Below are 12,301 nucleotides of genomic sequence, written 5' to 3' on the forward strand. Positions count from 1 at the left end.
CACCGCCTCGTTCCACCGTGACTCCGTCGTGCCGAGATACATGCCGCCGTTGCCGGGCTCGGCCGAGGCGCTCGACCTCATGATGAAGATCGTCGGCGACGGCGCGACGAGCCGGCTCTACAAGCGCCTCGTGGTCGATGAGAAGATCGCCTCGTCGGCCGGCGGCGTGTATTCGGGCTCGGGGCTCGATTACGGAACGATCAGCCTTTATGCGGTCTCGGGGGACGGCGCGGACCTGCTTCCGAAGATCGAGGCCTCGATCGACAAGGTGCTGGCGGAGGTGCGCGAGTCCGGCGTCACGGAGGCCGAGCTCAAGCGCGCGCGCGCAAGCTATATCGCCGACTACATCTACGAGAACGACGACCAGGCGTCGCTCGCACGCCGCTACGGCTGGGGGCTCGCGCTCGGCCGCACGGTGGCGCAGATCGAGGGCTGGCCGGATGCACTCGGCAAGGTGACGGTCGACGACATCAAGCGGGTGGCGGGGACCTATCTGGACCTCAAGCGCTCCGTGACAGGCTATCTCACGCCGTCCACCCAGGGTGAGCGGGCGGAGCGGCCGGCGCAGAAGAACCGCTCGTAAAAGAAGCCATCAAGGACCGTTCCATGGACATGCTCCGTCGTCCGCTCGCGCGTCTTGCCCGCATCGACTTGGCGCTCTCCGTCCTCGTGCTCGCACTCTGTCTCTCCTTTGCCAGGCCCGCTCACGCCATGAAAATCCAGGAAGTCACCAGCCCCGGCGGCGTCAAAGCGTGGCTCGTCGAAGCGCACGAGAACCCGCTGCTCGCTCTCAAGTTCTCCTTCGAGGGCGGCAACTCCCAAGATCCCCAAGGCAAGGAAGGCCTTGCCAACTTCCTCTCGGCGATGCTCGACGAGGGCGCCGGCGACATCACGTCGAGCGAATTCCAGGAGCAGATGGAAAACCTCGCCATGCGCATGCGCTACGAGGACAGCCGTGACGGGTTCTACGGCAACTTCGAGACGCTGACGCAGAACCGCGACGAGTCGGTGAAGCTTCTGAAGCTCGCCTTGACCAAGCCGCGCTTCGATACGGACGCCGTGGAGCGCATCCGCGGACAGCTCCTCGCCAACCTCGTCTACGCCGATCGCGATCCGGAGAAGGTGGCGGCCAAGGAGTGGTTCGCCGTGGCTTTTGCCGGCCATGCTTACGCACGGCCTTCGCAGGGCACGGCGGAGACCGTCAAGGGCATCACGCGCGACGATCTCGAGGGCTACCGCAAGCGCATTTTCGCGCGCTCCAACCTCAAGGTGGTGGCGGTCGGCGACATCACGCCGGCCGAGCTCGGCAAGCTGCTCGACGAGGTGTTCGGAGAGCTGCCCGAGACCGCCGACCTCGCGCCGGTGCCGCTCACCACGCCGGCCAAGGGAGTCGAAAAGTGGGTCGAGATGAGCGTGCCGCAGTCGGTCGCCGTGTTCGGATTGCCGGCCATGCCGCGCAAGGATCCCGACTTCATGGCGGCGTTCGTGCTGAACCAGCTCATCGGCGGCGGCGGGTTCGCCTCGCGGCTGATGGAGGAGGTACGCGAGAAACGCGGCCTCGCCTACTCGGTCTACAGCTACCTGCAGCCGTTCAAGCACACGTCGATCCTCTCGGGGGGCGTCGCGACGCGCGCGGATGCGATCACCCAGTCACTCGACGTGATCCGCAAGGAGCTCAAGCACATCGCCGACGAGGGGCCGACACCCGACGAGTGGGAGAACGCCAAGAAGTATCTGATCGGCTCCTATGCGCTGCGCTTCGACACCAACTCCAAGATCGCGAGCCAACTGCTCGGCCTGCTCGAGGACGATTTCGGCCCGGACTACATCGACAACCGCAACAAGATGATCGAGGCCATCACGCTTGATGACGCCAAGCGTGTCGCCAAGCGGCTGCTGCAGTCCGACGGCCTCATCGTGACCATCGTCGGCCGGCCCGCGACAGCGACCGCCGACACCAAGGGCTGAGCGTCTTCTGTTCTCCCACGCGCGGGGAGGGAGATGCGGCTTGGCGAACGGCCGGAAACGGGCTACGCCTCCCGCGGAACTCACGTCTCCTCAGACGGTTATGCGGGATGCCATGACCCAGCCCCTCTCTGCCTCCACTCTCTCCCCCCTGCCCTACCGGCAGTCGATCGCCGGCTCTCTTGCGGGGGCCATCGGCGCGCACGGCCTCACGGAAGCCGAGCTCGGCCGCTGGCTCGAGAAGCTCGCGCCTGCGCTGCACGACCTCAAGGCCGACTACGCGAGCGGGCGGCTGCCGCTGCTGCGGATCGCGGAGGAGACGGCCGATCTCGAAGCGGCCGAGGCGGCGCTCGATAAGCTCTCGGAAGGCGCCGAGACGATCGTGTTCTTCGGCACCGGCGGATCGGGTCTCGGCGGGCAGACGCTGGCGCAGGTCGGCGGCTGGAACCTGCCGGGCGTCTCCTGCTGCTCCGAGCCACGCCGGACGCGTCCGCGTACGCGCTTCTACGACAACCTTGATCCGCTGACGCTGTCGGCCGGCTTGGCGCGGCTCGACCTCGCCAAGACGCGCTTCGTCGTCACCTCGAAATCGGGCGGCACGACCGAGACACTGGCGCAGCTCATCGCGACGCTCGCCGTCGTCAAGAAGGCCGGCCTCGAAAGCCGCATCCCGGAGCTGTTCCTCGGCATCACGGAGCCCGACAAGCCCGGCAAGACGAACGGTCTCCGGGCGCTGCTCGCGAGCCTTGGCGTGCCGATGCTCGAGCACCATACGGGAATCGGCGGGCGCTTCTCGTGCCTCACCAACGTTGGGCTGCTGCCGGCGCTGGCGCGGGGGCTCGACGCGCGCCGCATCCGCGCCGGTGCGCGCGAGGTGATCGACGGTCTTGTTTCGGCCTCGTTCCCGGCTGCGTTCGCTCCTGCCATCGGCGCCGCGACGGCCGTCGGCCTCTCCAAGGAGCGCGGCATCCGCACGCTGGTCATGATGCCCTACAACGACCGCCTGGGGCGCTTCAGCGAATGGTACGTGCAGCTCTGGGCGGAGAGCCTCGGCAAGGGCGGCGAAGGGACGACACCCGTGCCGGCACTTGGACCTGTCGACCAGCACAGCCAGCTCCAGCTCTTCATGGACGGGCCGCGTGAGATCGCGGTCACGGTGGTGCGTGTGGCAAGCCGCGGGCAAGGGCCGGTGCTCGACGCCGAGCTGGCCGAGCTCGCTGGACAGGCGTTTCTCGGCGGCAAGACCATCGGCGACGTGGTGGACGCGCAGGCGCACGCCATCGCGGAGGCGCTGACGCAGGCTGGACGGCCGGTGCGCACCTTCGACATCGAGACGCTCGACGAGCGTTCGATGGGGGCGCTGCTCATGCATTTTATGATCGAGACGATTCTCGCCGGGCGCCTGCTCGACCTCGATCCGTTCGACCAGCCAGCCGTCGAGCTCGCCAAGACGCTGACGCGCGAGCGGTTGGCGCGCTGAACCCTGCCTCTCATTCCCCGCCAAGCGGAGCGCAGCGACACGCCGAGCGGGAACCCAGCGAAAGCTCCCTATCGCAAAATAATGTGTCTTCGACGCTCTTTGTGCTGGGTCCCGGCTCTGCGCTCGCTGCGCCTCGCTTAGCCGGGATGACAATAAAGTGCGCGACAAAGTGCGCGTCGCTGGGCTAGCGGATGCGGCGCTCGACGGAGAGGCGGATCAGGTCGGCCGTGCGCTCGACGCCGAGCTTCTCCTTCAGGCGGCTGCAGGAGTTGGCGACCGTCTTGTAGGCGATGCCGAAGGTGGCCGCGATCTCGGCCAGGCTCTTGCCCTCGCCGAGCAGGCGCAGGATCTCGACCTCGCGGTTGGAGAGCTTGTGCAGCGGATCCTCGGTGAAGGCCGAGCTGAAGACCAGCTCGCTCGCCATGGTGCGGTCGAGGTAGCGGTCGCCGGAAGCGATCTTCTTCACGGCCGTCACCAGCTCGCCGGCCTCGGCGCTCTTCGAGACGTAGCCGGCGGCGCCAGCCTTCAGCGCGCGCATGGCATAGCTCGGCTCCGAGTGCATGGTGAACATGACGATGCGCGCGGCGACGTTCTCGGCCTTGAGGCGGCGCAGGAGCTCGAGCCCGCTCGAGCCGTCGAGGTTGATGTCGAGCACGACGACGTCGGGATTGACCGAGCGCGAGAGCGTCATCGCGTCCTGCGCGGTCGCCGCCTCGTGGATCTCGGCGCCGGAGATCGTCGCCAGCAGGCGGCGGATACCCTCCCGCACCACGGCATGATCATCGACTACAAGGATTTTCATGGGCTCGAACCTCCTCACACGCTTCAAGAATAGCATCAACAGCGTGCGATAAACAGTTGGTTGCGTTCACGTGCCCCGCTACGGCCTCACGGCGACGCCCCAGGGGAGGCGTCCAACCGGAACCGAGCGCAGCGGCTTCAGGGTTGCGATGTCGACGATGGTCATGTCGTTGGTCAGCCCGTTGGCGACGAAAAGCTGGGAGCCGTCCGGGTGCACGGCCATGTGCCAGGGCCGCTGGCCGACCAGGATGTAGTGCTTGACCTCGAAGGTCTCGGTGTCGACCACGGCCACGCGGTTGGCGTGGGAGAGCGCCACGAACGCCAGCTTGCCGTCCTTCGACATCTCGATCCCCACGGGCTGGATCAGCTCCGGATTGACGCCCGGGATCTCGAAACCGAACTTGTGCACCTGCTTGTAGGTCTTGGCGTCGATGATCGAGACCGTGCCGCCGATCTCGGCGGACACCCACACGTGGCGGCCGTCGTTGGTGAACTGGGCCTCGCGCGGGCGCGTGTCGACGAGGATGTTCTGCAGCACCTCCAACTTCTCGTTGTCGATGACGTGCGCCATGCTGGTCTGCTCGGAGGTGGCCACCGTGACCTTGTTGTCCGGGGCCACCGCCATGCCCTCCGGCTCGACGCCGATCATGATCTCGGCCAGGACCTTGCCGTCGGCCGCCTCCATGACCGTGACGTAGCCCTCGTCCTCGTTGGCGATGTAGATGCGCTTACCATCGGGCGAGATGTCGAGCAGCTCGGGATCGGGCCCGGAGTTGAGCGTGCGTGTGATCTCGAGCGTCTCGGTGTCGATGACGTCGAGGCGGTTGTCGTCGCCGATGCAGACCAGAACCTCCTTGAAGTCCGGCGTTATCCGGATGCCGCGCGGGCGCAGGCCGGTCTCGATCGTCTTCACGACCTTGAACTCCCCGTCCAGCACAGTGACGGTGTTGTCCTTCTCGTTGGTGACAAAGATCAGAAGCGCGTGCGCGGGAAGCGGGGCCGCGAGAAACAGCGCGACGGCGGTGGCGAGGGCTTTGATCTGCATTGCGGTCCTTGGTCCTCGTGTTTTCTTATCGGCTCATATCAGTTCGGCACCGCCGGCGACGGCGAGGGCTTGCCCGCCGCTCCGCTCGGCTTCGACAGGAACTTCAAGGCGCCGACGGCCGCGTCGAAGCCGGCGCTGGTGGCGATGTTGAGTGCCGTCTGACCATGACTGTTCTTGGCGTCGGGATCGGCGCCGGCGCCGACGAGCAGGCCGATGATCGGCGCGTTGTTGTGGCCGGCGGCGATCATGAGCGCGGTGACGCCATCCTTGGAGACGGCGTTGACGTCGGCACCCTTGTCGATCAGCACGCGGGCGAGATCGAGCGGCTGCGGGCCCTGGGCGAGGTTGCCCGACCGCGTCTTGGCGGCAAGCTGGGTGGCGACCACCATCAGCGGCGTCACCTCCTCGTAGCCCGAGCGGGCGTTGACGTCGGCGCCGGCATCGACCAGCGCCTTGGCGGCGAAGAACTTGCCGTCACCGATGGCCCACGAGAGCGGCGTGATGTCCTGCTTATTGCGCAGGTTGAGGTCGGCGCCCTTCCTGGCCAGCATCTCGACGGTCGGCACGTGATTGCGGTTGATGGCGTGGAGCAACGGGAAGAACCCGTCCGCATCCGGCCGGTTGGGATCGGCGCCGGCATCGATCAGGATCTCGACGAGGCTCGCCGCGCGGTTTCGGGCCGCCGTGTCGAGCGGCGTGAAGCCGCCCGAGTCGCGCGCGTTGACGTCGGCGCCCTTCTTGATCAGAAAGCGGATGCGATCGGGGTCCTTGGCAACGATGGCGTTGACCAGCTCCTGGTTGACGTCGGCGCCCTCGGCGAGCCACGCCTCGAGGCGGGCCTCGGTCACGATCTGATCGGCGGCGGCCTTGTCGGTCGGCAGGATTCGCTCCGGCTCCTTCAGGAAGCGGTCCTGCGAGACCTTGCGGATGCGATCGTAGTAGGAGCCGTGGGCAGGCAGGTTGCCGTCGACGGCGCATTTCGCGCATTTGATCAGCGGCACGCCGTAGTCCTTCAAGACGGCCGCGATCTGGTCCCTGGTCCGCGTCAGCGACCAGTCGAGCATGTACTTCAGCATGACCTGGTTGCGCTGCATGCCGATGGCGAGCTCGAACTCCATCGGAACCTCGTTCTCCCACAGGTTCACGGGCTGGATGACGATAGGCGCGTTCTGCTGCGTCTTGAGCCAGCCGGCGAAGGGTCCCCAGACGCCGGCGATGTCGAGCTCGCCGTCTATGACCTTCTGAACCTGCTGCCACGGCTGGTGCTTCGGCTGCAGGTCGGTGTCGTAGGCGATGATGTGGAGGTCGAGGCTCTTGTGGCCGCGGCGCTCCAGCGCCTCGCGCAGGCCCGAGTGCTGGAAGACGCCGATGCGCAGGGTCTTGAGCACGGGATCGTCGAGGCTCTTTATATCGAGCTTCTTGTCGGCGCGGTAGGCGAAGACGTACGTGGTACTGTAGAGCGGCTCGGTCGTCAGCAGATCCTGCAGCGCGACCGGCATGTCCATGAGGACGTCGCACTCGTCGTTCTGGAACGTCTCGCGCGTCAGTCCGCGCTCGTGATAGGGGCGCCAGAAGAAGCTCGCGTGCGTGCCCAGATCCTCGGCCAGGATCTTGGCGATCTTGTTCTGGTAGCCCTCCTCCCTGTTGGAGGAGAGCGGCATGTTGCCGGGGTCCGCGCAGATGCGGAGCGGGCCGCTGAGCTTGAGCTTGCGTGCGTCCTGGCGCGCCTTCGTGTGCTCGGCGGCGGTCAGCTCGTCGAATGTCTTGTTCTTGGTGTAGGAGCGCAGGTTCTCCGGCCTTTGCCTCTCCGCCGCGGCTGGGCTTTCTCCAAACGCCACGCAGAGAAGCGCGAACAGCAGAGCTTGTGACAGCTTCCTCACGCTTCACCTTTAATGTTATAATGTTGCTTTTACTTGCGGCGTGCCGACGCTGCAAGTGCGGATCGCCCCTCGGGATGTCACGAAGCGATCACGGTTTCGCGCGCAAAACCAAAGCGCTAAAGCGTCTTCGCTTTTCTTGAAGCGCTTTTCTCTCTCGACGTGAAAGGCAAACCAAACCGCAAACCGCTTCATCTCGCGCGCGAATGCGCCAGACGGCGACAGCAAGGCGCCCGATGCCTCACGGCACCGGGCGCCCCCGTCTTGTCAGCCGTCGATCACTCGCCGATGGCGAAGGTGTAGAGCTCGCCGCCCTGCGGGATCTTGTCGAGGCCGGTGGCCTTCGCCATCGCCGTCGCACCGATGGCGCCGAACTTGTCGTTCATGTCGAGACCCGCGGTGACGGGGATGCCGATCCAGCCGCCCAGACCCGAAAAGATCGAGACATACTGCTTGCCCTTGAGCTTGTAGGTGATCGGGTTGCCGATGATGCCGGAACCCAGCTTCTTCTGCCACAGCACCTTGCCGGTGTTGCGGTCGACGGCGCGGAAGTGGCCGCTCTTCGAGCCGTAGAACATCAGGCCGCCGTCGGTGACCATGGTGCCGCCCCAGTTCGGATAGGGATCGGGGATCTCCCAATCAGCCTTGCCGGTCACGACGTCGAACTTCTTGATCTTGCCGGAGATGCCAGGCTTCTCAGGGTACATGTACACGTTGGCGAACACGTAGACCGTGCCCTGCTGCGTGTGCGTGCGCTCCTGCGGCTCGTCCTCCATGCACCAGGTGTTGGTGGGGCAGTAGAACTTGTTCGGCTCCTTGGGATCGACCGAGCAGGGCTGCTGGTCTTTGCCGCCCATCGCCGACGGGCAAGCCGGAACGTTGCGGCCGACCTCGAAGGGCGAGTGCTCGTAGACCTTGATCGGACGGCCGGTCTTGAGATCGACCTTCTCGGCCCAGTCCACGGTCACGAACTTGTTGGCGCGCAGCAGCGTGCCGTCGACGCGATCGAGGACGTAGGCGAAGCCGTTGCGGTCGAAGTGCACGAGCGCCTTATGCTTCTTGCCGTCGACGTCGAGGTTGTCGACGAGGATGTTCTCGTTGACGCCGTCATAGTCCCACTGGTCGAAGGGGGTCATCTGGTAGGCCCAGACGGTCTCGCCGGTCTCCACCTTGCGGGCGAAGATGGTCATCGACCATTTGTTGTCCCACTTGCCGGTGTTGCACTCGTCGTGGGTCTTGTCGCCGCAGCGGTAGCTCGGGCTCCAGTGACCGGGGTTGCCGGTCGACCAGTAGACAATCTTGAGCTCGGGGTCGTAGCTGCCCCAGGCCCAATAGGCGCCGCCGCCGATCCGCCACTCGCCGTCGTTGGTCGCGGGATAGGTGGTGATGCCGAGATCCTTGCCGGCGGTGCCGTAGTGCGGGTTGGCCTTGTTAGTCTCGGGGGTCAGACACACGTCCTTGTCCGAGCCCGTGGCGTGGCACTTCCACACTTCCTTGCCGGTCTCGATGTCATAGGCCGTAAGGCGCCCGCGCGCCGCGAACTCGTCGCCGCCGAAGCCGGCGATGACCAGGTTCTCGGCAATCAGCGTCGGACCGGTGAGGGTCTCGCCGTGCTCGGGATAGGCGTGCTTCACGACCCAGACCTCGGCGCCGGTGGTCGCGTCGAGCGCGATCACGAAGCCGTCGAGGGTGTGATAGATGACCTTGTTGGCCACATAGTTCACGCCGCGATGGACGGTGTCGCAGCAGGCGCGCGGAACGGCCGATTCGTCGCGATCGGTCTTCTTGACGTAATTCCACACCTGCACCGGGTTGTCCGGATCGGTGAGGTCACGCGCCTGCAGGATGTTGCACTGGGCCATGTTGGGGCAGCCGGAGGAGAAATACATCATCGGCTTGCCGTTGTGCTCGACCACCACGGGCTGGCCCTCGTGGCCGCGCAGCGCGCCGGTCGACTGCGACCAGACGAACTGGAGCTTGCCGACGTTCTCGGTGTTGATGTCCTTCAGCGTCGAATGGCGCGTCAACTTATTGTCGCGGCCGGGCGCTGGCCACAGATTCTCGTTCTTGGCTCTTTCCTCGATCTCGGCATTGGCGAGCACGGGCCCGCTCAAGCCGATCATGGCAGCCATTACGCTGCCAGCCACAAAGGCCAATCTTTGTCTCATCGTGTTTCCTCTCCCAGTTCAGGCGCGTTTCGACGGGCAACTCTCCACAGATCGCCTTTTCGAAACCCGCGTCGATCTCCTTCTCCGGCCGTTCCAGAAAACGAGATCAGGCATTACGCAAAACCGCATCCACGGCCTCCGGCCGCCGATCGTCTTGCGCATTCAAATTCTCTCGTACGAAGTGCTGACCTCCGCGAGGGGGAAGCAATGTCCGCTTTGGCAGAAGAAGCTGGGCGTCGGGAAAACCCAAGGAGGAGAGCGGCTTTCTCGACGCCCGCGCCATCCTGCAAGCAGGCGAACATTAGGCACGACCAAAGGCTTACACTATGGGATTAGCTCCCGATGTGGATTGCCAAGTTTCCCGATCACACAGTCGTGATCCAATCCCGAATTCGCGGGAAAAATGCCGGGAATTTCCGGTGCCTACGCGCGGATTTCAAAATTGTCTCAAATAGGGATCGCCCGCTCGCAAAATCAATTGCGGCGGTTCTCGATGGAGAAACGGATAAGGTCAGACGTGCGGGGCAGATCCAATTTTTCCTTGATGCGGCCGCATGAGTTGGCAACCGTCTTGTAAGCGATGCCTATGGCCTCGGCGATGCCCTGCAGGCTCTTGCCCTCGCCCAGCATGCGCAGGATCTCGATCTCGCGGTTAGTGAGCTTGCGCAGGGGATCCTCGGCGCGCACGCTGCTGACGACAAGCTCGCCCGCCATGGCGCTGTCGAGGTAGCGCTGGCCTTCGGCGACGCGGAGCACGGCGGTCAGAAGCTCGTCGCTTCCCGCGCTCTTGCAGACGTAGCCGTAGGCGCCGGCCTTGAGCGCGCGGTTGGCGTAAATGGGCTCGGCGTGCATGCTGAACATCAAGATGCGCAGGCTCGGGCTCTCGATGCGCAGACGGCGCAGCAGCTCGAGGCCGCTCGCCCCCTCGAGATTGATGTCGAGAATGACGACGTCGGGACTTTCCTTGCGGGCCAGGGCCAAGGCCTCGTGAGCGGTGGCCGCCTCGAGCACGACCGCGTTCGGCACCGCGGACAGGAGGCGCTGGACCCCCTGGCGGACGACGGCGTGATCATCGACGACAAGGACCTTCATGTGCGTTCCCCCGGATCGGCGGATTCGTCGAATGCGGCATAACTTTCCCGTATCGGGAGCCGAACGTCCACCGTTACTCCTGCCTGATCGTCCCGATTCCTGATCTCGACTGTGCCTCCGAGCGCGGTCACCCGCTCGCGCATGGCGATGAGGCCGAACCCGCTCGACAGGCTCGTGGGCTTGAGGCCGCCGCCGTCGTCGCGCACGACGACGCGGACGTCATCGTCCTCGTTGCGGGTCACCTCGACATCGATTTCGGTCGGGGATGCGTGCTTGAAGGCGTTGCTGATCGCCTCCCTGACGATGCCATGGATGACGGCGTCGAGCTTCTGGCCGCAGCCGCGGTCGGTGACGTCAACGTTGAAGGTCACGTCCGGGTTGCGGAGCTGCCAGGAGGCGACGAGGGTCTCGATGGCGTTGGCGAGACCAAGCTCGAGGTGCACCGCCGGCCGCAGGCGGCCGAGGATCGACTTCACGTGCTTCTTCATGTGCGCGACCGCTTCGCGGATGGCGTCCGCGCGCGCGGCCAGCGCGTCCGGCTCCGGTGCCGCCGCATCGGCCATTTGCCGAATGCTCGACGCATCAACGTCGACCGAGAACAGAAACGGACTCACCTCGTCGTGCAGATCGCGGGCGAGGTCCGCGCGCTCCTCCTCCTGCACGGTCGCAAGCTGATCGTTGAGCTCGCGGTTGCGCTTCTCCATCTGCCCGAGGCGGCTCGCCATCTCGTTGAATCCGGTGCAGAGCCCGACGAGCTCGGTGGGGCCGCTCTCGGCGACGCGGGTGGCATACTCGCCGCGACCGATGCGCTCGAAGGCGGCGGAGAGCGTGGGCAGCGGCTCAAGCGCGCGGCGCACGGTGATATAGATCAAGGTCGAGGCCAGCGCGCAAAAGCCGAACAGGATGGCGAGCTTCAGAACGAAGTCGTCCCACACCTCGCCCACCTCACCCCGCTGCTCGGCCTGAAGCTCGATCGAGCCATAGGCCTTGAGCTCCTCGGGCAGGGGAATGCGGATGACCTCCGGCGTCTGCGCGATCAGGCTATAGAACCACTCGGGGAGCTCCTCGGCGGGCGCGACGAAGCTCGAGATGCGCGCCCCGATCGGCTCGGGCTCGACGAACGTCGCCTTGACGTGGCGGTTGCCGTCGAACACGCGGATGAGGCGGACGAGCTGCAGCCGCGGATCGTCGTCGTGTGCGATCTCCTGCACGACCTTGCGCACGGTCTTTTCGGCGATCGAGAGGGCGGCGCCCACCTCGGTCTCGACCTTGGTGGCCGCCTGCCAATAGGTGAGCAGCGCGCTGAGAACGAGGCTCGCCACCAGAACGATCGAGATGTTGCGGATCAGGGTCGCGCTCAGAGATTCGGACTTTCGCGGTCCGAATGGATTGGCCAGCCTGATGAGATCACCGAAACGCGTCATGGCCTCTGATCCGTTCTCAGCGCTCGATGTCGCGGGCGACACGGAAGCCGACGCTGAAGTTACGGAACTCCGGTACGTTGCGCACGCGCATGGCGCTGCGCATGGCCTTGGCCGGATAGAACGATGATCCGCCGCGCAGGGCACGGACGCCACGCGCGGGCGGCCGGTCGCCCACGGGCGCGCAGTCGTCCGTGAGCCTTGGCGAACCGTCCTTGGGACCGGAGCCATAGTCCTCGCAGTAGAAGTCTGCCACCCACTGCCAGACGTTGCCGTGTATGTTGTGAAGCCCCCACGGGTTGGCCGGGAAGGCGTCCGCCGGCGCGGGTGACTTGCTGTCCCATTCGCTGCCGCATCCTTCACAGGCGGCGCGCACAACGCCGTCCTCCGGGACCGCGTCGCCCCACCAGTAGGCGGTCTTGCTGCCCGCGCGCGCGGCCAGCTCCCACTCG

At 65.5% G+C, this 12,301-nt stretch carries 10 protein-coding genes; 3 read left to right on the plus strand and 7 right to left on the minus strand.

Features of this window, described 5'->3' with window-relative positions:
• The 3 genes from IT540_RS04550 to IT540_RS04560 form a co-directional block, all read left to right on the plus strand.
• Positions 1-583, plus strand: a 583-nt coding sequence (locus tag IT540_RS04550) for an insulinase family protein (RefSeq protein ID WP_291173913.1), incomplete at its 5' end; no start/stop codon positions are given.
• A gap of 23 nt (positions 584-606) precedes the next feature.
• Positions 607-1,968 carry a pitrilysin family protein gene (locus tag IT540_RS04555; protein ID WP_291173916.1) on the plus strand — a complete coding sequence of 454 codons (1,362 nt, stop codon included), beginning with the start codon at positions 607-609 and terminating at the stop codon, positions 1,966-1,968.
• 112 nt (positions 1,969-2,080) lie between these two features.
• On the plus strand, positions 2,081-3,445 hold the full coding sequence (locus tag IT540_RS04560) for a glucose-6-phosphate isomerase (RefSeq protein ID WP_291173919.1): 1,365 nt from the start codon (positions 2,081-2,083) through the stop codon (positions 3,443-3,445).
• 184 nt (positions 3,446-3,629) lie between these two features.
• On the opposite strand, the gene IT540_RS04565 is transcribed toward IT540_RS04560, so the two are convergent.
• From IT540_RS04565 to IT540_RS04595, 7 genes are all read right to left on the minus strand, one after another.
• Entirely contained in the window at positions 3,630-4,247 is a 618-nt protein-coding gene (locus tag IT540_RS04565; RefSeq protein ID WP_291173923.1) for a response regulator transcription factor, read from the minus strand.
• A gap of 78 nt (positions 4,248-4,325) precedes the next feature.
• Positions 4,326-5,291 (minus strand): PQQ-dependent catabolism-associated beta-propeller protein, encoded by a 966-nt coding sequence (locus IT540_RS04570; RefSeq protein WP_291173926.1) that lies wholly within the window; start codon positions 5,289-5,291, stop codon positions 4,326-4,328.
• A 38-nt stretch (positions 5,292-5,329) separates the two neighbouring features.
• Positions 5,330-7,171 carry a quinoprotein dehydrogenase-associated putative ABC transporter substrate-binding protein gene (locus IT540_RS04575; RefSeq protein ID WP_291173929.1) on the minus strand — a complete coding sequence of 614 codons (1,842 nt, stop codon included), beginning with the start codon at positions 7,169-7,171 and terminating at the stop codon, positions 5,330-5,332.
• A gap of 275 nt (positions 7,172-7,446) precedes the next feature.
• Positions 7,447-9,315, minus strand: coding sequence for a PQQ-dependent dehydrogenase, methanol/ethanol family (locus IT540_RS04580; RefSeq protein WP_291173932.1), 1,869 nt, complete (start codon positions 9,313-9,315; stop codon positions 7,447-7,449).
• Between the two features lie 495 nt (positions 9,316-9,810).
• Positions 9,811-10,428: a response regulator transcription factor gene (locus tag IT540_RS04585; RefSeq protein ID WP_291173935.1), complete on the minus strand. Its 618-nt coding sequence runs from the start codon at positions 10,426-10,428 to the stop codon at positions 9,811-9,813.
• Positions 10,425-11,852, minus strand: coding sequence for an ATP-binding protein (locus tag IT540_RS04590; RefSeq protein ID WP_291173938.1), 1,428 nt, complete (start codon positions 11,850-11,852; stop codon positions 10,425-10,427). Before IT540_RS04590 ends, IT540_RS04585 begins: the two co-directional genes overlap by 4 nt.
• A 16-nt stretch (positions 11,853-11,868) precedes the next feature.
• Positions 11,869-12,301 (minus strand): formylglycine-generating enzyme family protein (locus tag IT540_RS04595; protein WP_291173941.1); only part of this gene is annotated, 433 nt, incomplete at its 5' end.

The sequence above is a fragment of the Hyphomicrobium sp. genome, from assembly GCF_020852195.1.
Classification (GTDB): Bacteria; Pseudomonadota; Alphaproteobacteria; order Rhizobiales; family Hyphomicrobiaceae; genus Hyphomicrobium_C.

Coding starts and splice junctions, on each gene's coding strand:
- IT540_RS04555 (WP_291173916.1), top strand. CDS start 607: ATGGACATGCTCCGTCGTCCGCTCGCGCGTCTTGCCCGCATCGACTTG.
- IT540_RS04560 (WP_291173919.1), top strand. CDS start 2,081: ATGACCCAGCCCCTCTCTGCCTCCACTCTCTCCCCCCTGCCCTACCGG.
- IT540_RS04565 (WP_291173923.1), bottom strand. CDS start 4,247: ATGAAAATCCTTGTAGTCGATGATCATGCCGTGGTGCGGGAGGGTATC.
- IT540_RS04570 (WP_291173926.1), bottom strand. CDS start 5,291: ATGCAGATCAAAGCCCTCGCCACCGCCGTCGCGCTGTTTCTCGCGGCC.
- IT540_RS04585 (WP_291173935.1), bottom strand. CDS start 10,428: ATGAAGGTCCTTGTCGTCGATGATCACGCCGTCGTCCGCCAGGGGGTC.
- IT540_RS04590 (WP_291173938.1), bottom strand. CDS start 11,852: ATGACGCGTTTCGGTGATCTCATCAGGCTGGCCAATCCATTCGGACCG.